The sequence below is a fragment of the Plantactinospora sp. CNZ321 genome, assembly GCF_004217235.1.
Window position 1 is genome coordinate 3652856 of the sequence record NZ_SHKQ01000001.1, and the last position, 25379, is coordinate 3678234.

At 72.2% G+C, this 25379-nt stretch carries 16 protein-coding genes and 1 pseudogene; 5 read left to right on the top strand and 12 right to left on the bottom strand.

Annotated elements, in window-relative coordinates:
• Positions 1–37: 37 nt before the first annotated feature.
• Positions 38–2791: a wax ester/triacylglycerol synthase domain-containing protein gene (locus tag EV371_RS16015; protein WP_130462746.1), complete on the bottom strand. Its 2754-nt coding sequence runs from the start codon at positions 2789–2791 to the stop codon at positions 38–40.
• A 104-nt stretch (positions 2792–2895) separates the two neighbouring features.
• Complete coding sequence (locus tag EV371_RS16020) at positions 2896–4545, bottom strand: alpha/beta fold hydrolase (protein ID WP_130462747.1); 1650 nt, start codon at positions 4543–4545, stop codon at positions 2896–2898.
• Between the two features lie 304 nt (positions 4546–4849).
• Here EV371_RS16020 and EV371_RS16025 point away from each other — a divergent pair, with 304 nt between their 5' ends.
• Positions 4850–5863, top strand: a complete 1014-nt coding sequence (locus EV371_RS16025) for a DMT family transporter (RefSeq protein ID WP_130462748.1) — start codon at positions 4850–4852, stop codon at positions 5861–5863.
• A gap of 31 nt (positions 5864–5894) precedes the next feature.
• On the opposite strand, the gene EV371_RS16030 is transcribed toward EV371_RS16025, so the two are convergent.
• The 3 genes from EV371_RS16030 to EV371_RS16040 all read right to left on the bottom strand — a co-directional run bounded on the left by EV371_RS16030 (position 5895) and on the right by EV371_RS16040 (position 13264).
• Positions 5895–11390 (bottom strand): ATP-binding protein, encoded by a 5496-nt coding sequence (locus EV371_RS16030; protein WP_130462749.1) that lies wholly within the window; start codon positions 11388–11390, stop codon positions 5895–5897.
• A 204-nt stretch (positions 11391–11594) separates the two neighbouring features.
• A complete protein-coding gene (locus tag EV371_RS16035) occupies positions 11595–12326 on the bottom strand; it encodes a DUF6766 family protein (RefSeq protein WP_349337390.1) in 732 nt (243 codons plus the stop codon).
• A gap of 230 nt (positions 12327–12556) precedes the next feature.
• Entirely contained in the window at positions 12557–13264 is a 708-nt protein-coding gene (locus EV371_RS16040; RefSeq protein WP_486484637.1) for a hypothetical protein, read from the bottom strand.
• Between the two features lie 515 nt (positions 13265–13779).
• Between EV371_RS16040 and EV371_RS16045 the strand changes: the two are divergent.
• Positions 13780–14748, top strand: a pseudogene (locus tag EV371_RS16045) (DNA topoisomerase IB); the annotation flags it as partial.
• A gap of 150 nt (positions 14749–14898) precedes the next feature.
• Here EV371_RS16045 and EV371_RS16050 read toward each other — a convergent pair.
• The 6 genes from EV371_RS16050 to EV371_RS16075 form a co-directional block, all read right to left on the bottom strand.
• On the bottom strand, positions 14899–15561 hold the full coding sequence (locus EV371_RS16050; protein ID WP_130462751.1) for a DUF3618 domain-containing protein: 663 nt from the start codon (positions 15559–15561) through the stop codon (positions 14899–14901).
• On the bottom strand, positions 15558–16001 hold the full coding sequence (locus EV371_RS16055) for a phage holin family protein (RefSeq protein WP_207230510.1): 444 nt from the start codon (positions 15999–16001) through the stop codon (positions 15558–15560). The genes EV371_RS16050 and EV371_RS16055 overlap by 4 nt, the downstream gene beginning before the upstream one ends.
• A complete protein-coding gene (locus tag EV371_RS16060) occupies positions 15998–16609 on the bottom strand; it encodes a hypothetical protein (protein ID WP_165436713.1) in 612 nt (203 codons plus the stop codon). Before EV371_RS16060 ends, EV371_RS16055 begins: the two co-directional genes overlap by 4 nt.
• A 493-nt stretch (positions 16610–17102) precedes the next feature.
• Complete coding sequence (locus EV371_RS16065; protein WP_130462753.1) at positions 17103–18635, bottom strand: FAD-dependent oxidoreductase; 1533 nt, start codon at positions 18633–18635, stop codon at positions 17103–17105.
• A gap of 415 nt (positions 18636–19050) precedes the next feature.
• Positions 19051–20031: a carbohydrate kinase family protein gene (locus EV371_RS16070; RefSeq protein WP_486484638.1), complete on the bottom strand. Its 981-nt coding sequence runs from the start codon at positions 20029–20031 to the stop codon at positions 19051–19053.
• An 83-nt stretch (positions 20032–20114) separates the two neighbouring features.
• Entirely contained in the window at positions 20115–20474 is a 360-nt protein-coding gene (locus tag EV371_RS16075) for an anti-sigma factor antagonist (RefSeq protein WP_130462754.1), read from the bottom strand.
• A gap of 100 nt (positions 20475–20574) precedes the next feature.
• Between EV371_RS16075 and EV371_RS16080 the strand changes: the two genes are divergently transcribed.
• Positions 20575–22350, top strand: coding sequence for a glycoside hydrolase family 15 protein (locus EV371_RS16080; RefSeq protein ID WP_130462755.1), 1776 nt, complete (start codon positions 20575–20577; stop codon positions 22348–22350).
• A 66-nt stretch (positions 22351–22416) separates the two neighbouring features.
• Here EV371_RS16080 and EV371_RS16085 read toward each other — a convergent pair whose 3' ends face one another.
• Positions 22417–23217: a TetR/AcrR family transcriptional regulator C-terminal domain-containing protein gene (locus tag EV371_RS16085; RefSeq protein ID WP_130462756.1), complete on the bottom strand. Its 801-nt coding sequence runs from the start codon at positions 23215–23217 to the stop codon at positions 22417–22419.
• A gap of 85 nt (positions 23218–23302) precedes the next feature.
• Between EV371_RS16085 and EV371_RS16090 the strand changes: the two genes are divergently transcribed.
• Both EV371_RS16090 and EV371_RS16095 read left to right on the top strand, forming a co-directional pair.
• The gene (locus tag EV371_RS16090) at positions 23303–24313 is read left to right on the top strand and encodes an ATP-binding cassette domain-containing protein (protein ID WP_130462757.1); all 1011 of its coding nucleotides are present in this window, start codon (positions 23303–23305) and stop codon (positions 24311–24313) included.
• Positions 24310–25152, top strand: a complete 843-nt coding sequence (locus EV371_RS16095) for an ABC transporter permease (RefSeq protein ID WP_130462758.1) — start codon at positions 24310–24312, stop codon at positions 25150–25152. The genes EV371_RS16090 and EV371_RS16095 overlap by 4 nt, the downstream gene beginning before the upstream one ends.
• Positions 25153–25379 lie beyond the last annotated feature (227 nt).

The window sequence follows — 25379 nt, forward strand, 5'->3', positions numbered from 1 at the left end:
CCCGTTGAACCTTCCGCGTCGGGTTCCAGGTCGGATTTCAACCTTCCGCGTCGGGTTCCAGGTCGGAAGGGCTGCTCCGCGACATCTCGGTGAACGCGGCCTGCAGCGCGGCCACGAACGGGCCCGCGGTGTGGGCCAGCGTCTCGTCCAGCAGGATTCCCACGTTCGTGGTGTCACCCCAGCGCAGCACGCCGACGCCGATCGGCACGCCGTCGGCTAGTGCGACGACCGGCGTGACGGCGCGGACGGGTGCACCGGCCAGCCGGTGCGGATGCGGCGAGCGCTGGCTCAGGTAGGAGACGATCACGTTGAGGAAGCGGTGGTTGTAGACCCGGCGGGCCAGAGCGCCGTGGATCGGTGCCGGCAGCACACCCATTGCCCTCATCACGAGGATGGCGGCGAGTGGTTGCCCGCTGGTCACGCTGCTCCGCAACCGATCACGTACCTCGGCCAGACGCCGGAGCGGCGGCAGCGGCTCGACCGGCAGGTCGAGGGCGATCGCCCCGGTCCAGTTTCCGTGGGTCCGCGAGCGGTCCCGGGGGTCCAGGGAGACCGCGAACATGGCGCGCAGGCCGCTGGTGGCCGCGGGTGGGAGATAGATGTTCCCGAGCGCCTCGGCCACCAGCGCGCACATCAGCTCGCTGATGTGCGCGCCGCTGCGTCGCGCCACCCGACGCAGTTCGTCACTGGGCAGCGTGGTCGAGACGAAGACCCGACCCGGGGTGCGGAGCGGGCGGTTGACGGGGGTGCGGGGGGCCCGCCCGGCCACCGCCAGCCGGGCGAGTCCGCGCATCGTGCCGAGGGTGCGCCGGGTGCCGCTCCTGGCCGCCTCGGCAAGTGCCTTCCCACGGGGCCGGACGGCGGGTCGGCGCGCCGGCCCGGGAGGTTTGCCATGGCCGTTCGGTTCGGGGGGCGGATCGAACAGGCGCTGTACGGTACCGATCACGGACAGGCCGTCGCCGAGGCTGTGGTGCACCTTCACCGCGAGCCGGGTACGGCCGCCGGCCAGGCCGGTGACCAGCAGCACCTGCCACAACGGTCGGTGCATCGGCAGTGGCTGCGACCAGAAGAGGTCGATCGCCGAGTCGGCGGCGCTCTCCGCGGAGCCGGACGGCAGGTGATGCTCGTCGACGTGGTCCGCGGGATCGACCCAGGGGTCGACGACCCAGCCGGGCCGCCGCCACCGGCCGCGCCCGGACAGCCGGCGACGAAGTGTGGTGATCGCGGGCAACCTCCGGGCCAGCAGGTCGACGATCTCGTCGCGTTCGACGGGACGACCGTCCGGCAACGGGCCGAGTTCGAGCACCGCGCCGATCTGCTGGGCGACCGTCGGGGACTGGACGTGCAGGAAGAAGGCGTCCTGGGCGCGTAGCGGCCAGCTCGGGGCACGCCGGGGTCGGCGCCGCCGTGGGTCCGTGGCGCCTGGGCGGCCTTCGGGGTGGGCGCCGGTGGCGGGTGCCGTCAGCACCGCCGGCACCGACGCCGGCACGCTGGACACCGACGCCGGCACGCTGGGCATCGACGCCGGCACGGCCGAGATCGGCTCGGGCAGGGCGGGCACCGACATCGGGGTGGGCGCGGGCGGGGCCGGGACCGGCGGCGGAGCCGGGGTCGAGGCGGCCAGGGCGAGCAGGCCGAACTCGGCCAGGCACGCATCGCCGTCGTTCAGGTAGGGGCGCGGGGAGGCTCCGCGCGCCGCCGCCAGCCGTACCCGGCGCAGCAGGTCAGGCAGGTCATGGGAGGTATCGGTCAGCCCGCAGGCCGTCATCAGGGCGGCGTTCGCGGCACCGTGCGCGGCGATCGGGCGGTACATCAGCATCGGGGTACCGGTCGCCCACGCCTCCAGCGCGGTGGCGCCGCCGGCGTTGGTCACCAACAGGTCAGCGGCGCGTAGCAGGGCGGGCATGTCGTCGACCCAACCGAGCACCCTGAGCCGGTCCGCCGGTGCCCCCAGCCGGGTGAGCCGGTCGGCGAGCTGCCGGTTGTGCCCGCAGACCACGACCACCTGCACCGGGCCGGCGAGCGTGGCCAGCCCCCGGACCGCCTCCTCGACCGCCCCGAATCCGAACGAACCGCAGGCGACCACGACGACGTACCGGGAGGTGTCCAGCCCGAACAGCTCCCGGGCGGCGGCCCGGTCACCGGGGTGGAAGCGTTTGAGCACCGGCGGCGGGCAGACGGCGATCGGCGCCCCGGGTGCGGCGGCGTCCGCCAGCGGTACGGCCTGCGGGTGCACCACCAGGTTCAGGTCGAGCTGCGGATAGACCCAGAACGGGTGCGGGGCGAAATCCGACACCCAGGCCCCGATCGGCACCCCGAGCCCGCGGTGCCGACGCAGCCAGGCCAGACCGGCGCTGCCCAGCGGGTACGTGGAGATGACGAGGTCGGGGTCGAACGCCTCGATCCGGGGGCCGAGCCGACGCCCCGCCCAGGCTCCGGTGAACGCCTTCGACGCCCGGGCCAGCCAGGGGTACCGCCACAGGGAGCGGAAGAAGAACTCGTACAGCCAGGGGGTCAGCTCGACGTTGGTGACGTAGACGCGGCGGAAGGCCGCACCCACGCCGGGCCCCATCACGTCAAGGGTGTCCAGCCACCGCACCGTGCTGCCCGGCCACAAATCCAGGATCCGCTCCTGCAGCGCCCGGCCGGTCGCGTCGTGCCCACCGCCGATGTCGGCCGAGACCACCAGCACCCGACGCGGGGTCGCCGCCGTGACGGGTGGGTGCGGGGGCGGGTCCGGCGGTTCACGGCTGACCACACGACGGAGCGCGCTGCCACCTCCATCAGTCATGCCGTCTCCTCGTCGAGCGGCCCTTGGCCGACCGGGCCCGGTTCGGGTCAGCGGCGCGGATCGCCCGGCGCGCGCCGGGGTCTCCGTCGTCCATGTTCAGATTGTCACGGCGGGGCCGGATGGGTCTGCCAGACCGGGTTGAGCGAGAAAACCAGGCTCGGCGCCTGCCAGGCGGCACCGGCGGCGCGCAGCGCCCGGTACCCGCCGTCCCCACCCGGGCCGGGTGGGGTGCCGTGGAGAAACGCGACAAGGAGCCGCTGGGTCCTCGCCCTGCCGTAGTCCATGGCGTGCCGTTCGGGAACGATGACGACCGGGATCCGCGGCTCGGGGCCCGGCGGGTTCGTGAGGGCGTCGAGCAGGGGCAGGAACGCGATCATCCGTACGCCGGCCACCGGATCGAGCATCCGGTTGCGGTACCGGGGCGCCTCGTCCAGCAGTGACCGGGCGAAGGGGGTGTCGCTGCCGAGGTCCGAGCCGCCGGTCCTGGTGACCACCGCGAAGATGATCCGCAGCTGCCAGCCGGTCGCGATGCCCCACCCGGTGCGCGCCCCCGCCGCCGGATAGTAGACGCGGGCGGGTTGCGGAAGCGGGCTCAGCAGGGCGACGGCGTCGACGTCGGGATGCGGGTCGTCGTCCAGGTAGGCGCGTACCACCAGGGTTCCCTGGCTGTGTGCGAGCAGCGCCACCGGCCGTCCGGTCCGCCGACGTACCTCGATCACCTGGGCGGCGAGGAGTCGCGCGCTGCGGGTGAGCGCCTGGTGCGTGTCGGCGGGTGAATAGGGCAGTGGCCGACCCTCCCGGTCGAGCCCCGCGTAGGAGAACCGGTGCAGCGGCAGCGACGGCCGGCCCGCCGGGTCGGGGAGGTGGCCGGTCGTGCCGTCGTACCGGGAGTCGTAGCCGCCGACGTAGAGCAGCGCCTGTTCCGGCGCGAGGTCGCCGTCCCGCTGCACCAGCGCCGGCGGGGGACGCGCCGCGGCACCCGAGCCGGACCGGGCCAGCAGCCCGCTGCCGGCGAGGGCGAGCAGCAGTACCACGACGACCGCCGGTACCGTCGGCAGCCGCGGCAGCCGCGATCGGCCCAGTACCGCGCTGGCGACGAGCGCCCGCCACAGCGGTGCGTTGACCGCGCCGGCCGCGGCGGCCAACGGCACGGCCGCCCAGCCGGGGCCGAGGCCGACGACCATGGCCCCCACGGTGAGCGCACCGAAGGTGGCCGCAGCCCAGAGCACCGCCCCCGGGGGCGGTAGCCCCCGCCACCACGCTCCGGTCATCGGTCCCCGCTGCAGCACCATGGCCAGGACGAACAGCGCGAGCACCGTGCCGACCGAGAACCAGGACAGCGCGGTGGCGCCGGCCGCCACGGCGATCGCCGTCCACGGCGCGAGCGCGACCGCGGTCGCCGCGGTGACGGCCAGACCGGTACGCGCCAGCCGGCGTACGGGTGGACGGGGCCGCTGCGGGGGCCACGCGACGACCACGAGCGCGACCGTGAACAGCGTCCGGACCACGATCGCGGCGAGCAGCGCGAGGGTGAAGGAGAGCCAGGAGTCGTGGTAGACGAAGACCCAGCGCAGATCGTGGAAGACCCCGAACGGGTTGGCCGCGCCGGCCTGCGGGGCCATCCCGAGCGCGGACCGGTTCGCGGTCCAGCCGAGCACCGCCGCCTCGATCGCGGCGGGGCCGGCCGTCAGAGCGAGCAGCAGCGGCACCCGCCCCCGCGGCCCGCGCCGTCCGACGCCGCTCGCCTCGGCCACCCGCTCACGTCCGTTCCGCCACGCTTCTGCCCCGCCCACGCCTCGCCGGCGAGCCGGCTACCCGCGACCGGGGCGGGTAAACCGGTGCGACCGGTGCCGCTCCGGCGAAGGTTTGTCGGCGGTCCGCCGGGGAACGCCTCCGGCGGTCCGCCCCGGCGCCGGGTGGGCCCGACCACTCGCCGGCCTGTCGGCCGGCCCGGACCGTGGCGCGGATGCCGGAGCGGACACCGCGGAGCATGGCCGGACACCGGACCATGGCGCGGACACCTGGCCGAGGAGTTGCGATGCCCGGACCTACCCGTCGGTGAACCAGGACACGCAGCTGGCGCTCGGCACGGCGCTCGCGGTGGCCGCCGCCGCCGCGTTCGGCACGTCGTCGGTTCTCCAGTACCGGGCGAACCAGGGTGTACCGCAGGAGCGGGTGGCTCAACCGAAGCTGCTGTGGCGGCTGTGGCACCGGCGCAACTGGCGGTGGTCGATTCCACTGGCGGTGGTGGCCTTCGTGCTCCAGGCAGCGGCACTCGCTCTCGTACCGCTGATCCTGGTGCAGTCGGTCCTGGTGACCGGCCTGCTCTGGTACGTCCTCCTGCTCGCCGCCCTGGAGCACCACCGCCCGGACGGACCCATCCTGCTGGAGTCGTTCCTCTGTCTCGCCGGCCTCTCCGCGTTTCTGCTGATCGCCGCGCCCACCGGGAGCCGCAGCCCGGGGCTGGACGCGATGGGCGACGGTGTCTGGTTAGCCGTCGGACTCGTCGGCATCGTCGCCGGCTGCCTGCTGCTCGCCGCCCGGCTGGGCCGCCGGTTCCGGCCACTCCCGCTGGCGGTCGCCGCCGGCACCTGCTACGGCGTCACCGCCGGCCTGATCAGCAGCCTGGCGCACGCCTTCGGCGACGGGCCCGTCGCCGTGCTGGGGCACTGGCAGACGTACGGCATCGTGGTGCTCGGCCCGATCGGCGTCCTGCTGAGCCAGAACGCGTACCAGGCCGGGCCGCTCGGCGCGCCGGCGCTGGCGACGTTCACCGTCACCGATCCCCTGGTCTCCATGGCGGTCGGACTGCTCTGGCTGGACGAGCGGATCCGGACCGACGCGTGGAGCCTGTTCGGCGAACTCGCCGCGCTCGGCGGACTCATCGTCGGCGTGTTCCTGCTCGCCCGACGTGCCCCGACGGCGAACGATCGCGCTGCCCGGGGGTCGCCGAAGGCGGCCGACGCCCCGGGTTCGCCGAAGGCGGCCGACGCCCCGGGTTCGCCGAAGCCCGCCGACGCCGGGCCGGGGAAGAATCCCGGCGCACCGGGCGGAGACGCCACCGGCGACTAGGTCCGGGCGTGCCGTTTCCGGACGTCGGGGCTCACCCGACCGCCGCCGCCGTCGCCGCACCCCGGCCGGTCCGGCCCAGACGCGACTCGATGGCCTCGATGACCCGGGGCCGCAGCTCCACCGCCCGGATGACGGCGTCCACGGAGCCGACCTCGACCGCGCGCCGAATGTCGTGCACGCGGTCGAACTCCGCCGCAACCTCGCCGAGCTTCTCGGCCCGCACCGAGGCGCGGAACTCGTCGAGTTCGGCGGTCAACGCGGCGCGGTCGGCGCCGGAGGCGGCCGCGACCCGGGACTCCAGGTCCCGCACCCGCGGGTCGGCCGCGGTGCGTGCGTCGACGTCGCCGGTGAACACCACGGCAGCGGCCGGAGCGCCGCCGAGCACCGAGGCGAACGAGCCTTCCAGGGCCAGCACGGTCATGTTGGGGTTCAGCGCCTTCGAGAACACCACGAAGGCCCCACCGTGATACCGCGAGATCACGCAGAACACGATGGGTCCGCGGAAGTTGACGATGGCACGGCCGATCTCGGCGCCGTACTCCAGTTGCAGCTTCCGCATCGACTCGGGCGATCCGTCGAAGCCCGACAGGTTGGCCAGTACCACCAGCGGCCGGTTACCGCTGGCCGCGTTGATCGCCCGCGCGGCCTTCTTCGACGACGCCGGGAAGAGCGTGCCGGCGGTGTAGGCGTCCGGACCGTCGGTGGGCGGGAAGCCGCGCCGTGCGACCGTCCGGGACTCGATGCCGAGCAGGCACACAGGGATGCCGCCGAGATGCACGTCCTGCACCACCGAGGTCTCCGCGTCGGCCATACCCGCCCAGCGTTCCAGCACCGGGTGGTCCTGGTCGGCCAGCGCCCGCATCACGCTCCGGATGTCGAACGGCTTCTTGCGATCCGGATTGATCGTCGCGGAGAAGATCTCGCCCACCGTGCTGAAGTCGCTGCCCGGGATGGCGTGCGGGAAGTCGGAGATGTCCCGGTCGATGGGGTCGGTGGTGATGCCGCGTCGCGGTGCCTCCTCGCCCGGTGCGACGTACGTGTGCGCGTAGTGCGACATCAGCACGTCCCGCGCGGCGGTCAGGTTCGGAGCCCAGTACTGCGCCTGCCCGTTCGGGCCCATCACCCGGTCGTAGCCGCCGATGCCGAAGTTGTCCTCGGCGGAGACGCCGCCGGAGAAGTCGAGCGCCTGCTTGCCGGTGAGCACCATCGCCGAGTCGGGCGTCATCACCAGGATGCCCTTGGTGTGCATGAGCATCGTCGCCTCGGCGTTCCAGTACGGCTGCGCACCGACGTTGATGCCCGTGACCACGATGTTGATCTCGCCGCCGTGCTGGGTGAACTCGACGATCCGCTTGAGCGCGGCCGCCACCCAGTCCATGTTCTCGGTCCCCGACGTCATCGAGATCCGGGCGCCGGAGGAGAGCGTGTACCACTCCACCGGCACCCGCATCCGCTCGGCCAGGTCCAACGCGGCGATCACCCGGCGGCATTCGGGCTCCGAGAGCGCACCCAGTGACTTGGTGGGGTCGCCGAGCAGTACGACCCGGGTGACGCCCTGCGGGTGCCGGGCGGTCGGTGTGCTGACCACTCCGGCGACGATCGCGGCGGTGTTGCGGCCCTTCGGCCGGTCGACCGGCACGAGCGCGTGGTCGCCGTCGAGGTCGTACTCGACGAAGTCGCCGAGCAGGCCGGTGAGCTCGTACGGGTACACCGTGTTGCGGCTGCTCGCCCGCAGCACCTTCAGCCGGTAGTCGTCGAGCGGCTCGACCGGGTCGGTCGGCGGCTCGCCGACGGTCAGTTCGGCGCCGCCGGTGGCGTCGAAGGAGATCCGCACGGCGATCTTGGTCAGCTCGCCGCTCCTGCGGTCGCGCTGCCGCGCGATGAACAGGATCTCCTCCAGCCCGGCTCCCGCGGTCGTCGGGCGCACCCGCCCGGCGATCATCTCCATTTCCGCCCGGGTCAGTTCGCTCGGCGGCCAGACGTAAATCACGATCCGGTTGGTGTTGAAGCGCGTCTTCGACGGCCGCCGCGACTGGGCGCGGCGGATCGAGTCCAGACAGGCGGCGACGGTGCCCTCGGTCGTCGGCAGCGAGACCAGCCGGCCGTCCTGCTCGCGCAACTCGGTCAGGTCGCGCACCTGCGCGAACGCCACGAGGCGCTGGTCGGACGGGTTCTCCCGGGCCACGCACCGGAAGAGGTAGACCTCCTCGTCCAACGACGGCAGCCGGGTCAGGTCGAACCTGTGCAGCCGCTCCAACTGCATCCGCTGCGCGATGTACGGGTGCAGGCCGCGGATCAGCCGCTCCTCGGCCATCCCGCTGCCCGTCGGGCGGAACGTGAAGTGGTGGTGCATCACCGCTCCGTGCCGGCCCGCGACGGTGGTGGTGAGCCGGCGGACCTGGGGCGGCAGCGGGTTCGCGGCGATGACCTCCAGCAGTCCGGCCGCCATCGCGTCGAAGTCCTCCGGCTGGTTCTCCCAGCCGAGGTAGAGGTCGGCGTCGACGGAGTCCTCGTCGCTGGCCATCTCGGCGAGCCCGCGCAGTGCCCCGTCCAGCGCGTCGAAGCGGACCGCGGCGGAGACCAGACTCGAGTCCGCCCGTTGGGCGACCACGAAGGTGCAGCCCGCGACCTGCCGGGTGGCGACGCCGGTGAGCCCCTTGTTGCCGTAGTACCGCCGGGTCAGCACCTCCAGCATGACCGCGTTGTCGGGGTGGTCGCGGAGGAGTCGCTGGCCGAGCAGCCGGACCAGGGGCTCGGTGCTGCGCACCATCTCGGCGATCCGCTCGGCGCGGTCCGGCGAGTCGGGCCGCGCGTCGAGGTGACGCAGGTGTTTGCGGACCCGGGCGTACACCAGGGCACGGTTGCGCCGGAGCAGCGGCTGGGCGAACCAGGCGAACACCACGCCGCGGGCGAGGTCGGCGACGGCCGGGAAGCGGACCTGGGTGGCGGCCACCAGCCGTTCCAGCGCCAGACCGGCCGGCTCGCGCAGGGTCTCGTCCGGCGGAGGCTCCCGCAGCCACGCCCGGAGCAGTGCCGCGACGACCGTGGCGTCGGCGGCAGCGCGTTGCTGGGCGAGGAAGATCCGGAACACGGCCGCTTCGAGTGCGGGGGAGCGCTCCAGATCGGTGACGCCGTAGTGTCCGAGCGCCCGGGCGAGCTTGGCCTGGAAGCCGGTCGGCAGTCCGGCCCGCTCGACGTCGAGGCTCTGCAGATAGGTGTGGAAGTACTCGCGGGCGCTGTGCACATGGGCCTCGCCGCCGCCGTCCTCGCCGGTGGGCCGGTTGCGGCTCAGCTCGGCGAGGTTGGCGAAGACGTCGACGAGGTCGAGTTCCTCGGCCAGCGGCCGTTGGCCCTCCGCGATCGTCGCCTGCCGCGTGACGAGGTAGTCGTCGAGTACCCGGCGGTCGTCGTGCGGGTCGACGTCGAAGCCGAGCAGCAGGCCGCGCAGGTCCTCCTGGCCGCGTCGGGTACGTCGCCGGACCGGGATCTCCGCTGGCGCGGCCGGCAGATCCAGCTCGACGGTGGTGGCGGCCGGGGTGTCGACGGCCCCGTCACCGAGCGGTTCCAGCCGCAGCAGCGGTGCGCCGGCCTGCACCTGGCTGCCGACCGAGACGGCGCATTCCTTCAGCCGTGCCTTGAACGGCGCTCGCAGCACCGTCTCCATCTTCATCGCTTCCAGCACCAGCACCGGCGCGCCCGCCTCGACCTCGGCGCCGAGCGGCAGCGGCGTGGCGACGACCAGCGCGGGCATGGGGGAGCGGAGCACACCGCCCTCGTCCCGGCTGACCCGGTGCGTCACACCGTCCACCTCGACCAGGTGGGTCGGTCCGTGTGTCCCGGTGAGCAGGCGGTACCGGGCGCCGTTGACGACGATCTGTCCGCTGTGCCGGTCGAAGCGATCGAGTTCGACGTCGGCGGTGCGGACCTCGTCGCCCAGCTCGATGCCGACCCGGAACCGGTGCGGGCTGATCCGCGCCACGCGTAGCCGGTAGCCCACCCCGCGCAGCTTGAGGTCCAACGGTCGGCCGCTGGAGTGCTGCACCTGGGGGCGTCCGCCGGAGGCCGTCGCGAGCAGCCGCCGCCGCTCGACGCGTTCCTCCTCCTCGTACGTCTCGATCGCGGCCGCCGCCAGCGCCACGGCGGAGTGTCGGTGCGCGACCAGCCTTCCGGTACTCCGGACCCGGTCGATCCAGCCGGTGTCCGCGCTCGCGTCGATCACCTCGGGCTGGTCGAGCAGGTCGAGCACGAAGCTCTTGTTCGTCGCGCCACCCTCGATGATCACCGTCGTCTCCGCAAGCGCACGCCGCAGCCTGCCCAGCGCCTCGTCGCGGTCCCGGCCGTAGGCGATGATCTTCGCAATCATCGAGTCGAAGTCGGCCGGGATGGTGTCGCCCTCGCTGACGCCGGTGTCCACCCGGATGCCCGGCCCGGCGGGCAGATCCAGCCGCACGATCCGGCCCGGCGACGGCGCGAAGTCACGATCCGGGTCCTCGGCGTTCAGTCGGGCCTCGATGGCGTGCCCGCGCTCCACCGGCGGCGTGCCGTCGAGGCGTCCGCCCAGGGCCACGTGCAGCTGCGCCTTGACCAGGTCGAACCCGGTGGTCGCCTCGGTGATCGGATGCTCGACCTGCAGCCGGGTGTTGACCTCGAGGAAGGCGAACATCCGGTCGCCGGGGTGGTAGAGGAACTCGACGGTTGCCGCGCCCCGGTAACCGACCGCGACGGCCAGCCGCTCGGCCGAGGACTTCAGCTCGGCGGCCTGCGCCGGGCTGAGTACCGGCGACGCCGACTCCTCGACCACCTTCTGGTTGCGCCGCTGCACCGAACAGTCGCGTACGCCGAGCGCCCATGCGGTGCCCTGACCGTCGGCGATCACCTGGACCTCGACATGCCGGGCACCGGTGACCAGGCGCTCCAGGAACACGACCCCGCTGCCGAACGCCCGCGCCGCCTCCTGGCGGGTCCGCTCGAAAGCGTCGGCGAGTTCGGAATCGTTCGTGATCACCCGGATGCCGCGCCCGCCGCCGCCGGCGGTCGCCTTCAGCATCAGCGGGTAGCCGATCTCGGTTGCCGCCGCCAGAGCGGCGTCCAGGGTCTCGACCGCACCGCGACTCCACGGGGCGACCGGCACCCCGACCTCCTCGGCGATCAGCTTGGCGCCGATCTTGTCGCCCAGTTGGCGCATGGCGTCCGGGCTCGGCCCGACGAAGGTGACACCGAGCTTCTCGCACAGCTCCGCGAACGCCGGATCCTCGGCGACGAAGCCCCAACCGACCCATGCGGCGTCGGCGCCCGACCGCAGGAGCGCGCGCTCCAGCGCCGCCATGTCGAGGTACGGACGCTGGGACGCGGGGCCGAGGTAGTGGCCGAAGTCGGCCTCACGTACGAACGTGGCGGTGCGGTCGACGTCGGTGTAGAGGGCGACGGTCTCGATCCGCTTCCCGGTCTCCGCAGCCAACTCTCGGACCGCGTGGATGAGCCGCATCGCGGCCTCACCACGGTTGACGATGGCGATACGGCTGAACACCCGACCGACCCCTCTGGTAGACCCACCACGACGTCGCCGCGGGACGGCTTCCCCCGACAGTGATCACCCTTCTGCCTGGGGCCGGATGGCGCCATGTTGTACGCGCCGAACAGTACGCGGCCCGGTTTGTAGGAACCCGACAAACCCTTTTGGCTGTCCTCGCTCCTGATGCGGCCGGCCGGGGCTACCCGGGTGCGGGCGGTGTCACGCCCCGGTCTCGTGGTGCGGGGTGCTGACCGGCTTGGACTCCGGTGACCCGTGCTGGCGTAGGAAGATGCTGAGCACGATCAGTGTGCCGACGGCGAGGAATTCGCTCTGCCAGTTCTGCATCGACTGGAACCAGAATTCGCTGCTGCGGAGGAACTCCCATGCCGAGATCGGCGGCGCTCCGGTTGCCAACGCCTGTTGTTCGTTGTATTCGGCGGTGCCACCGAGCAGGTGCAGAACGAACGAGGCACCGAACAGCAGGAAGAGCGCGATGGCGAGGCTGTTGCGGTACAGCGCCAGCAGCAGGCCACCGGTACGTACCGGCCAGGGGGAGTTGGACTTCGCCCTGGTCGGGTTGTCACCTGGCCGGTCGTGGTCCGGATCGGGCCTGGACTCGGCCGAGCCGCGCTGGACGAGATAGACCGTGAGCAGCACGTACGCACCCATCTGGAGGAACTCCGACTCCCAGTTCTCGAACACCGCCTCGGCGAAGTGTCCCGTACCGAGGTAGTCGAGAAAGCCCTCCGGGCGCACCCCGGCCTGGACCAGTTCGTCGTTGCGGGTCTGCCAGCCGAAGAGGCTCTGCAGCGCGAGGAAGAGCAGGAACGCGGCGAACATCGTCACGGCCAGTCCGTTGTCGCGCAGCCAGCGCCGGGTCCGGGTGGCGGGCTTCGGACCCGAGGCGCGACGCCCTCGGGGCCGCCCTGTGGTGACCGTCTGCTGTCCCATACCGGGATCTCCTCTCCCGGAGGTGCCGTTCCCCGGGTCAGGGAATCCCTCCTGCCAGGGCGTTGCTTCCCTGGGCAGGTTCGCAGAAAACCTGGTCACGGCGTGTCGCGAGCGGAGATCAGTGCTGGTGAATGGGTGGCTGCCGCGGTGGTCGGTCCGGGTGTGGAGACGCCGCTGGCCGGGTCCCCGGTGGTGGGGACCCGGCCAGCGGGTTGGTGTTGGGTGGTGTGTCAGCTGTTGGTCCAGGCGTCGGCGACGAGGTCGGCGGCCTGGTCCTCCCACTGCGCGTAGGCGTCGGGGTACGCCGAGACCTGTACCTTCTGCGCGGCGACGGTCAGCGGCAGGTTCTGCCAGCCGTCGATCTGCTTCAGTCCGGTGAGGAACGCGGTGGTGGAGTACTCGGGGTCGGTGATCTGTTCCACCGAGCCCCAGCCCGAGGACGGGCGCTGCTGGAACAGGCCCTGCGAGTCGTGGTCGTTACGGGCACCCAGGTGACCCAGGTTCTCCAGCTTCGACTCCTGCAGGCTGGTACCGACCGCGATCACCGCGGCCCGTTCGTCCAGGCCGGCCTTCTTGGTGGCCTTCACGATCGCCCTGACGTTGTCGGACTGCTCACCCGACAGCGGGATCCTCGACTGCTTGCCCTGCACACCGTGCGGTACCAGCTTGTCCCGCGACGGCTTACGATCCTTACTCTTGCGGTCCTTGTCCCGCTTGTCGTGCTTGAGGATGTCCTTGCCACCCTTGTCGTCCTTGTCGGCCAGGACCGACTGCGACACCGGGGAGCCGACATGCTCGGCAGCGGCCTGCGCGGCGACGGCCGGGCCGGCGACGGTACCGCCGACGAAGGCCAGACCAGCCACACCCAGGGCGGTCCTACGGATCAGGGAGGTCTGCTCGATGGCCGGGAGCCATCGGCTGAACATGGTGGTGTTCATGATGGTCTTCCTTCCAATCGGGGATGAACACCCCACCGGGGGGATGGGGTGTCATTGGAGAAACCTGTCCCGAGACGCCACAGGTCTCCAGGGACAAGCGAGGAACGCCCGAACACCTGCCCGGGGGGTGCCGGTACTCGGGCGAACACAGTATGTAACGACCGGTGGCCCGGGATCATTCCCCGGCGCCTGGCCACCAGTGCAGGTCACGGCTGGTGGTACTCGGTCGCACGGGTGGTGTAACGACTGCCGGCCTGCCGACATTCCACCGACCACCCAGTCGATCATCGAACCACCCAGGCTCGGGTGGAATGGTCCAGTACCACACACCAAGGCCCGGATGCCCGCATCACACCAACCGGGCGCCGTGGCCCGACCACGAGGCAACAGCCGGGAGCCGCAGCGCGTACCCGATGTGCCCGGGTGTCCGCAGTGGTGGCCATCGGTCGTCACGGGGGAGTGCCCGCGCGGATCCGGGGGTAGAAGCCCGGACATGGCAGCAGCGGTGGTGAGCTGTGCGGTTGCGCCGATCTGATCTGGGCGCGCCAGGTTACGGCCGCCGGCGGCGGGGGCGCGGAGTGACCTTTCTCGACCGCGAAGGGCGGACGATCACCGATCCGGCCCAGCGGAGCCGGCTGCGTGGCCTTGCCATCCCGCCAGCCTGGCGGGACGTCTGGATCTCGCCCGACCCGCGGGGTCACATCCAGGCCACCGGCATCGACGAGGCCGGGCGCAAGCAGTACCTCTACCACCCGGTATGGCGGGAACGCCGGGACCGCGAGAAGTTCGCGCATGTCGTCGACGTCGCCGGGCATCTCGGCCAGTTGCGTAAGCAGATCGATCACGATCTGCGCGAGCGCGGCCTGACCCGGTCACGGGTGCTGGCCACCATCGTCCGCCTGCTGGACCTGGGAATGTTCCGAATAGGCGGCGACCAGTACGCGGCCGGGGAGGTGCCATCGTTCGGCGTCGCCACGCTGCGCCCGGAGCACGTCCGGGCAGCCGCCGGCTGTGTGGTGCTGGAGTTCCCCGCCAAGGGCGGCGTCGCGCAGAGCCGGCGGCTGACCGACCCTGACGTCTGCCAGGTACTGCGAGATCTGAGGCGGCGGCGCCGGGGGCGGGACCGGTTGTTCGGTTACTGGCAACGGCGGCGCTGGTGGGACGTACGCGCCGAGGAGGTCAACGACTATCTCCGCGAGGCGGGCGGAACCGACATGACGGCGAAGGACTTCCGCACCTGGCATGCGACCGTGCTCGCGGCCACCCGGCTGGCCACGGCCGGGCCACGGAACTCGGAAGCGAAACGGCGGCGGGTCGTCGCCGGGGTGATGCGGGAGGTGGCCGATCTTCTCGGCAACACTCCGGCGGTTGCCCGGGCCTCGTACGTCGACCCCCGCCTTCTCGACCTCTACCGGGACGGCCGGCTAGCACCGTTGGCTGGAACCTCCGGCGCAGCGGCCGAGCAGGCCGTTCTCGGCCTGCTCGGCCGGCTGATCGCGACCCACTCGGCGAGTGACCAGAGGTCCGTCGAGCCGTTCGGCACGTCCGGCCAGTCGTTCGGCGCGTCCGGCGGGTGAGTCGTTCGGCACGTCCGGCCGGTCGCCGGCAGGGTGCCTGGAGCGCGCCGGCCCCGGTCAGCGGCGGCGCACCTCGCCCATCGTCTCCTGGCTCTGCCCCCGCAGGTCCTCCGCAGACGAGCGCGCCTGCTCCCGCATCTCGCCCGCGTGCTGGCCGGCGCGGGAGCGGACCGCTTCGGCAGCCTGCTGGGCCGGTTCCCGAAGGTTCTGCTGCGTCTGCCGGGCCATACCACTGGCCTGCTGCTTGAGCTGGTCGGAATGCTCGGCGATCTCGTCCCGGACCCGGCCGACCATCCGCCGCTCCGCCGGACTGGCCGGCAGCAGCGCGGAGGCGAGTACGCCGAGCCCGAACGCGACAAGGCCCGCCGCGAGCGGATGCCCCTCCGGCAACTGCCGGGTCTGCTGACCCAGCTCCTGCGCCCGATGGCCGGCCGAGGAGATCTGCGCCTGCGACATTTCACGGGCCCGCGACATGCCACCGCGTGCCTGGTGGGCACCTTCCCGCACATGGGACATCGCACCGCCGACGTCCTGCCGGGCGTTCTCGGCGCTGCCCATCACCGTCTCCCGCGCCCGCTGCCAGGCGTGCCGGGCCCGGCCAACCTGGTGCTGAGCCGCGTTGCGCGGGTTCATCCGGTCGCTGAGCGCGTTCAGGTTCTCACCCAGACGGTCCTGGGTACGGTCGGCGTCGGCCCGGATCGAGCCTGGGTCCGTACTCATCCTTGTCCCCCCGATCGATGCTGTGTCCGGTCACGCATGGCGGCAGGCATCCGCCGAATCGACTCGGACGTCTGCGGCAGCGGCCGGAGGCTGCGTGCCTGACGCCTGGCCACCCCGACGAGAGCGGCGGCGATCACCGCCCACACTCCGGCCACGACCAGCGCCGCCCAGCCCTGGTCCATCACGTTCGACAAGCCCCACCACAGGGCGTACGACAGGAACAGCAGCACCATCAGCGCGCCGAGCGCGGCGCCGCCGAACATCCCGGCGACCTTGCCCGCGGTGCGCATCTCCTGCCGCAGTTCCACTTTCGCCAGCTGGATCTCCTGGCGAACCAGGGTCGACGTGTCGCGGGTGACGGCGCCGAGGAGTTCGCCGATCGAGGCGCGGGCGGGGTCCTGCTCGCGGTCCGCGCCGAGCCCACCCGCCGAGACGCTCACCGCCGTACCCCGCTGGTCCGTCCGCCACCGCCACCGGGCCCGCCGCGCTGCCCCGCCTCCGTCTCCGGAATCGGGTGGCCGTGCGGTTGCCCGGTCTGCCCCGGCTGACCACCGATCCCGGAGGGCTGCCCGAGCATGTCTCCCGGCCGGACACCCGGTTCCGTGCGCCCTCCGTCCGGGTGTGGACCGGACGTGCCGCCCTGCAGGGTGTCCCGGGTCCGGGTCAGTCGTCCCGCGATCACGCCCGCGACCGCGGCTCCGGCGAGGAAGATCCCGGGGTTACGGCGGGCGTAGTTGCGCACGTCGTTGAGTACCATCCCGGGTTCGCGCTGGTCGAGCCAGTGCGCCGCCTGCTGGACGCGTTCGGCCGCGTGCCGGACCAGGTCCGTGCCGACGCCCGGGTGGTCGCTGCGCTCAGACATCGCCCGCAACTCGTCGCCGAGGGCCCGCAACCCGGAGGCGGCGCGCTGCTGCTGAGCACCCGCCTGTTCCTTGAGCTGTCCCGAGGCCTGCCCCATCAGATTCTGGGCCTGCCGTCCCGCCTCGGCCGCGATATCCCGTCCCCGGTCGGTCGCGCTGTGTGCCAGACCGCTACCGGCCTGTGTCAATCGCTGTCCGGTCTCCGTGGCGCCCTGCCGGGCAACCTGGGTCTTCGACCGGTGACCGTCACCAGACGGGTCAGTGATCCTGTCCTGTGTCATCTCCGCCCCCAGCTTCGCCCGCGGTGTCGACGGCCGGTTACCCCGCTGACCGGGCGTTATACCGACACGGCGGATCGTCCTGCCCTTTCTCGCCCCGAGGTCGTCCGAGCTCGGGCCCGGTTCGCTGCGCTCAGTGGAATCTGACCCGTTCGTACCGGCTTGGCGGGTTTGGCCGCTCCGTCGGCGGAAGTCCGGGATCTCAGTCCTCGGCGGAGCCGGGCCTGGCTCGGCGTTGATGACCGGGGCGTCGACGGGGTGGCCCGTCGCGGTGACCCGGTCGTACGGCCTACTGGACGCCGGCGGGCGTCGCCCGGTCGGCCTGGACGGGCTCGACAGTGACACCCAGCGCCCCGACGTCACGGGCGGCGCGGACGATACGGTCGTCCTCGGCATGTCGCCATCAGTTGCCGGCCCCGTCCGCGGGCGGCAGCGGCGTTGTCGCGGGTCCGTGCAGCACCGCACCGTCGACGTCGAAACGGGAACCGTGACAGGGACAGTCCCAGGTCTTCTCGGCATCGTTGAACGCGACGACGCAGCCCAGGTGGGTACAGGTCGCCGAGACCGAATGCAGGTCGCCGGAGTCGTCGCGGTACACCGCGCACCGCCGCCCGCCCATCCGGATCACGGCTCCGTCCCCGGGTGCGAGCTGCTCGGGGGAGTCGGCGTAGGTGGCCGGTCGCAGCCGGTCCCGGACGAACCGCCGGGCGACGTTGACCGCGGCCCTGGCCAGCGGTACCGCCTCGACCAGGGGATGCAGGCGACGTGGGTCGTAGAGCCTGCTCCAGGGCGGCGGGGCCGTGCCGTCGATGAGCGCGGTCAGCAGGCGCCCGGCCAGGACTCCGTTGGTCATGCCCCAGGCGTTGAAGCCGGTGGCGACGTAGACGTGCGAGGCACCCGGATGCAGCAGACCGATGTAGGGGACCCGGTCGGTGCTGGTGTTGTCCTGGGCCGCCCAGTGGTACGCCAGCGAGTCGACCGGGAAGTGGTTCCTGGTCCAGGAAACGAGTTTGTCCAGGCGCTCGCCCACCCCGGGAGTGCCCGGTTGGAACGACTCGCCCGTCACGATGAGTAGCCGACGCCGGTTGCCGTACGGGGCGGTACGGATCGAACGGGTGTTCTCCTCCGGCGTGACGTACATGCCGGCCGGATCGTCGCCGGCGTCTATGACGGCGGCGACGACAAGCTCCCGGTGCGGTACCAGCCGGGTGAACAGGCCGGCCCGGTCGAAGATCGGGTAGTGGGTAGCGACCACCACGTCCCTGGCCGTCACCGTGGCACCGCTCTCGGTCTGGAGCCGGCACGGCTCGCCCTCGGTAAGGTCGACGACGCGGGTACGTTCGAAGATCCGTCCGCCCCGGTCGACGAGGTCGGCGGCGAGCGCGAGCAGGTACCGGCGGGGATGGAACTGGGCCTGCTGCTCGACCCGGACGGCGGCACCGATCGGGTAGGGCAGTCCGGACTCGGTGACCAGCGACGCGGGAAGGCCGGCGAGGCGCGCCGCCTGGACCTCGGCCTCGATCTGATCGCGCTTCTCCGTTGGCAGGTACGTGTAGGCGGGGAGCCGCTCCAGGTCACAGTCGATCCCGAGCTCGGCGACTGTCGCGGCGACGTGCTCGATGGCGTCAAGCTGCGATTCGCCGTACCAGCGGGCGGCCTGCTCGTCGAGTTTCGACCGCAGGTGGGCGTAGACGAGACCGTGCTGGGCGGTCAGTTTCGCGGTCGTGTAACCGGTGACTCCGGCGGCGATCCGGTCGGCTTCGAGGAGCGCGACCGACGCTCCGGTCCGAGCCAACTCCCAGGCCGTGCTGAGGCCCGCGATACCGCCGCCGATCACTGCCACGTCGACCTCGACGTCGTCGGCCAGGCCGCCGAACGATGTCGCCGCGGTCGAATCCATCCAGTACGACTCCGCCGAGCCCGATCCACTCGCCATGCCGTCGCTATACCCGCGCCCGCTGGCGGCCACGCCCATGCTGCACGCCGAGCCGCCCATGCTGGCCGCCGCCCATGCTGCACGCGGACCGCCCATGCTGGACGCGGACCGCCCATGCTGCACGCCGAGCCGCCCATGCTGCACGCCGAGCCGGGGCCGGTGTCCCGGCCTGAGCGGCGGGGCGTTCTCGGCGGCGGGCGGGAGAGGTCGGGCTCGGCAAACGCCCGGTACCGGGTGGCGTCCGGCCGGCCGCCGGCCGTCCCTGACCGGCCGCCTTACCCGGCGGCCCGGTCCAGGCCCTTCTCGCGGATCTCCCAGGTGGGGGAGTGGGGGGTCGGGGTCGTACGGCCGGTTCGGGCCCGTGGTATCGACGCTGTCGGCTGCCGGCGCCCGCTGGCCGGCCCGGTCTCGACGCTCACGCCTCGCCGCCGATCAGCGGATCGCGTACCGGCCGGGGTGCGAGTTCCGCCATCCGGTTCCGCAGTGCGGCGGCGTCGAGCGCGGGTCTGCCGCCGGGGTGCCCGACGGTGGCTCCGGCGGCGGCCACCGCGTACCTGGCCGCGTCCGGCGGCGGATCGCCCCGCAGCAGCGCCACGGTGAGCGCGGCGGTCAGCGCGTCGCCCGCACCGGTGGTGTCCACGACCCTCTCCTCGGAGAGCGGCACCAGCAGATGTCCGCTGCCCCAGCGTCGGTCGTCCCAGACGAAGAGGTTTCCCGCCCGCCCGAGGCCGAGCACGACCAGACCCGGGCCGGCCCGGAGGAGTTGCTCGGCGGCGGTGCGGACCCGTTCCGGGTCGTCGGCACGGACGCCGGTCAGCAACTCGGTCTCCCGGTCGTCCGCCCGCAGCACCTCGGCGGCCGCCAGCAGCGGCTGCCGGTGCTCGTCGTCGGCGGGTGCGCCGTCGAGCACGAGCAGCCGCCCGGCCTCCCGGGCGAGCCGTGCCGCCGCCAGCGCCGCCGGTGGTGGCTGCTGGAGCTGCACCAGTACGGCGTCGGCGTCGAAGGCCGACCCGGACTCCGTCACGTCGGCCTCGGTCAGCAGCATGTCGTCGGGGAGGTGTTGCAGGTAGCGCCAGCCTCCCTTGGCGTCCAGCGCCTCCACGATCAGTCCGGTGCACCTGCCGACCCGGCGGCGTACCCGGGACACGTCGATCCCGTCCCGGCGTGCCTGTGCCAACAGCTCCTCGCCGGCCAGGTCGTCGCCGGCCACGGCGAGCAGGACCGGGCGGGCGCCGAGCTGGGCCAGCGCGACCGCCTGGTTGGCGCCCTTGCCGCCGAGCATCTCGCGACGGCGCCGGACGTCGGCGGCGCCACCGACCGGCGGCATCCGGTCGACCACGAGCACGAGGTCGCGGGCAAGCTGTCCGACCACCAGGACCTGCGGGATAGCGTTCACGACCCGCAGCTACCCAGAACCGGCTCGCGCTACGCGAGCCGGGCGAGCCGGCACAGCGCGCGGTGCCCGACCGGGGCGCCGGTTCAGCCGCCGTCGGTCATCATCGTGAGCAGGCCGGTCAGCTCCAGCACCCGGCGAACGTTCGGCTGGCAGTTCACCACGTTCAGTCCGGCGTCCTGTTTGAGCGCGCGGTTGTAGGCGTGCACGAGGGTGGCGATGCCGCTGGAGTCCAGGAAGGTGACGCCGGCAAGGTCGACCGTGAGCCTGTCCGGCTTCTGGTCCAGTACCTCGTCCAGACAGTCTCGGAGGTTGTCCGCGGTGCTCATGTCGACCTCACCGTCGGCGGCCACCCGGATGTCGGTGCCATTGCCCACCACCGTCAGGGACAGGACGGCGGCGGCGGAACCGAGATCGGGAGACAACTCCCACCTTCCGTCTGTCATCGCATCATAATGACACCTGTTGCCGGCCGCGGGGCGGCAGGTCGGCGCCGCGATGTCAGTACGGGAGTGCGAAGCACGGCTGGTCGGGTAAATGCGCGGAATGTCCGAGCCTGAGATCGCCGACTACGGTCTACTGTCCGACTGTGCGTCGGCGGCGCTGGTCAGCCGGGACGGCTCCATCGACTGGTGGTGCCCGAGCCGGTTCGACGCGCCGTCGGTCTTCGGACGCCTGCTGGATCCGGACGCCGGGCACTGGTCCCTCCGCCCGGTGGCCGGGGCGGGCCGCCGGACGGAGCGGGCCTACCTCGACGGTTCGCTGGTGCTGCGGACCGTGCACCACACCGGCGGTGGCAGCGTGGCGGTGACCGAAGGGCTGGTGGCCGAGCCCGGGGCTCGGGCGCACGACCTCGGCCGGGAGTCTCCGATGGTGCTGGTCCGCATCGTCGAGGGACTCGGCGGCACGGTACGGATGGCCTGTGAGTACGTTCCCCGGCCGGAGTACGGGCTGATCGTGCCGTACCTGCACTGCGGTGACGGCGAGGTGCTCACCATCGCCGGCCCGGTGGCCCTGACCCTGCGCGGCCCGGTCCCGCTGGACTGTGCGTACGGCCGGGCGTACGGCGAGTTCGACATCGCCGCCGGTCAGGTCGTCGCCTTCGACCTGGCGGTCGCGCCGGCCTACGGCCCGCCGCCGCAGCATCTGGACCCGGTACCGGCGCTCCAGGAAACGGTGCAGACCTGGCGCTCGGGGCAGGAACTGCACCGGTACGACGGCCGCTACGCCGACCTCGTCCGGCACCACGCGTTGATCATGCAGGGCCTGACCTACCGGCCCAGCGGAGCGGTGGTCGCCGCCGTCACCACGTCGTTGCCGGAGCGGCTCGGCGGCACCGACAACTACGACTACCGGTACGCCTGGCTGCGGGACTTCTTCCTGACCATGCGGGCGCTCTGGGTCACCACCTGCCCCGAGGAGACCGGCCGGCTCTTCGAGTGGGCCGCCCGCTCCGCGGGGCGTAGCGGTGACGGACCGGTGCCGATCATCTACGGGGTGACCGGCGAGCGGAACATGTCCGAGTATTCCCTGGACCACCTGCGTGGGTACGCCGGCAGCCGGCCGGTCCGGATCGGCAACGACGCCTGGCGGCAGCGGCAGCAGGACGTGCCCGGCGAGGTGCTGCTCTGCGCACACCTGCTCCGCGACCAGTTGGGCGAGATGTCCGAGGAGCTCCAGGCGCTGCTGATCGGCCTGGCCGAACAGGCCACACACTGGCGGGAACCGGACGCCGGCATGTGGGAGGAACGCGACTCCGTCCGGCACTACCTCGCCTCGAAGGCGCTCTGCTGGGGCGCGCTGGACAGCGCGGTGCGGCTCGCACCGATGCTCGGCCCGCGCGCCGACCCTCGGCGGTGGGCCGCCGTCCGTGACGAGATCCAGGCCACGGTACTCCGCGACGGCTGGGACGAGCGGGTCGGCGCCTACACCGGGGCGATCGGCTCGGCGGAGTTGGACGCCTCGGTCCTGGTGCTGCCCGCCTCCGGCATCGTGTCGGCGGCCGACCCGAGGATGAGGGCCACGGTCGAGGCGATCGCGACCAGGCTGACGACCAACGGCCTGGTCCGACGCTGGCCGGACGATCCGGCCGGCTTCGTGGCCTGCACGTTCTGGTTGGTCGAATGCCTGGCGATGGCCGGCGAGACCGAGCGCGCCGCCGCGCTGTTCGAACGCACCGCCGCCCGCGCGAACGACCTCGGCCTGTTCGCCGAACAGATCGACCCCCGCACCGGCGCGCACCTCGGCAACACCCCACTGGCGCTCTCCCACGTCGGGCTCATCGGCGCCGCGTGGCGACTCACCAGGCCCACCTTCGTCTAGATCCTCGCTGGGTGAGCCCGGGATCACGCCCTGACCCGTGCTGAGCCCGCCGGAGGAGTTCGAGGATCACCGGCAACTGTGGGACGGGTCGAGCCCGGCCGGACCGTCCGGCGGGGTCGACCGGCGGGCGGCGAAGAGCACGGCGAAGCCGTCGAGCAGGCAGTGCAGGCCGAACTCGAAGGTGTCGTCCCAGCCGGCGTCGAACGCGTCCTCGGCGAGGGCGGCCATCGCCGGGTAGTTGCCCGACGCCATGGCCCGCTCCAGCACCGGATAGTGCTGGCTCCAGAACTCCTCGTCGCTGACTCCGCTCTCCTCGGCTGCGGCGTCGTAGAGGATCCGGCGCCGGGCGTAGCCGCTGACGAAGCCGTCGAGAGTGATCATGACGCCGATCCGTTCCTGGCTGGTGAGGCCGAGGCCGGTCAGCGCGGCGACGACGATCTCGGCTCCGGCGAGGCTGTTCGGTCCCATGACCGGGCGGGTCCAGTTGACCTGGAGTAGCCAGGGGTGTGCCAGGTGTAGCCGGTACGAGTCGCGGGCCACCGCCGTCAGCAGCTCCCGCCAGCCCTTCTCCGCGGCCTGGAGCGCCTCGTCGCCCGGCCCGCTGACCCTGTCCAGCATCAGCGCGACGAGTTCGGCCTTGCCGGGGACGTATCGGTACAGCGTCATCGCACCGACCCCGAGCTCGCCGGCCACTCGCCGCATGGAGATGGCGGCGGTGCCGTCCCGGTCGGCGACGGCGATCGCCGCGTCGACGATCCCGTCCAGGGTCAGGGTCGGTTTCGGTCCACGGGCGGGGCGCTCGCTGCCGCCCCAGAGCAGGTCGATGCTGCGCCGCAACTGCTCCGTGGGGCTGAGCTCGCTCGTCATGGTGCCGTCATCCTACAAGTCGGTTGTGATCTGGGTACGCCGTACGCTAATCTTCGTACGCCGTACCCAGTAGAGAGGGTTTCCCTTGCCCACTTCCCACCATGTCGTCATCACCGAGGGCCTACAGAAGAGATACCGCGACACCCAGGCACTGGCCGGGCTGGACCTCGCCGTGCCGCGCGGTCTGGTCTACGGACTGCTCGGCCCCAACGGTGCCGGCAAGACCACCGCCGTTCGCATCCTGTGCACCCTGCTCCGGCCGGACGGCGGCCGGGCCGAGGTCGCCGGCTACGACGTCCGGACCCAGCCCCGCCTGGTACGCCGGCGCATCGGCCTGACCGGGCAGAACACCGCGGTCGACGACAACATCAGCGCCCGGCAGAACCTGGTGATGTTCGGCCGCCTGTTCCACATCGGTGCGGTCGCGGCCCGGCAGCGGGCCCAGGAGTTGCTGGACCAGTTCGGTCTCGCCCAGGCGGCGGAGAAGACTCCGAAGAAGTTCTCGGGCGGGATGCGCCGCCGGCTCGACCTCGCCTCCAGCATGATCCTCGCCCCCGACGTGCTCTTCCTCGACGAGCCCACCACCGGACTGGACCCGGCCGGACGGCGCGAGGTGTGGCAGGCGGTGGGAGACCTGGCCTCACGCGGCACCACGGTCGTGCTCACCACCCACTATCTCGACGAAGCCGACCGGCTGTGTGACCGGATCGGGGTGATCGATCACGGCCGCAACGTCGTCGAGGACACCCCGGACGGGTTGAAGCGCCGGATCGGCAACGAACGGCTCGAAATCGTCGCGGTCGAATCGGCCGACCTGCCGGCGATCCGCGCGCTCGCGCACCGGGTCGCCGCCGCCGGGCGTACGGCCACGGTGGACGAGAGCGTGCTGGCGGTCAGCGTACCGGTGGCCGACGGCGTGGCGGCGCTGACCGAGGTCGCCGCGGAACTGCGCCGGGGGGAGATCACCGTGGCCGACCTGGGGGTGCGCCGCCCCACCCTGGACGAGGCATTCCTGCACCTGACCGACGAACGCCGGGGTGCCGACGCACCCGCCGGTGAGACCCGCCCGACCGTGCGACTGGAGGCCAGCCGATGACGACGATCCCCCTCGCGCCGGAGACCACCGACACCCTCGCCAGCCGGATCAGGTGGGCGGTCGTCGACTGCTGGACGATCCTGCTCCAGGAGATGGTGCACCTCGTCCGGCAGCCCTCCACCTTCGCCTGGCAGCTCGGCTTCCCGATCGTCATGGTGCTGATGTTCGTCTACGTCTTCGGCAGTGCCATGGACGTCTCGGGGCAGGGCGCCGGCGCCGGCTACCTGGAGTTCGCCATGCCCGGCCTCTTCGCCATGACCATGGCCTTCGGCTTCATGAACACCGCGTTCGCGGTAGCCATGATCAAGGAGCGCGGCTTCATCGACCGCTTCCGCTCCATGCCGATGGCCTCGTCGGCGGTGGTCACCGGGCGGGGCCTGGCCGACGTCATCCACGCCACCGTGGACCTGGTCATCCTGGTCGTGATCGCGCTGGTGCTCGGCTGGCGCCCCGGCGGCAGCCTCGCCGACACGTTGACCGCCTTCGCGCTGCTGCTCTGGCTGCGTACGGCCCTGATCTTCGTCGGAATCCAGCTCGGGTTGATGCTGAAGAACACCGAGGCGGCAGGGAACCTGTTCGCGCTCGCCTTCCCGTTCGGCATGGTCTCGTCGGTCTTCGCGCCGCCACACCTGATGCCCGGCTGGCTCGGCGCGGTCGCGGCCTGGAATCCGGTCTCCTCCACCGCCGGAGCGATCCGGGACCTGTTCCAGTCTCCCGCCGTGGCCAGCGGCTACTGGATCGAGGAGCACGCCGTCACCGCCGCCGTGCTCTGGCCGGCGGTGATCACCGCGATCTTCCTGCCCCTGGCGGTACGCCAGTACCAGCGCCTCAGCCGCTGACCGGGACACGTCCACCGCGCCCGGGCCGGCATACCGGCGGGACACCGGGCCCCGGGATCGTCCCCCGGCGGCGGCTCCGCCGACCCGGGCCCGGGTATTCTCGGCCGGACCCCTGACATCCAGCGTCCCGGCGAACGTTCATGAACACCGAATCAACGACCATTTCCGGCCATCGCACGGCCAGCACGCCGTGAGGGCGGAGCGGGGCCGGTGGCGACGACGGCCAG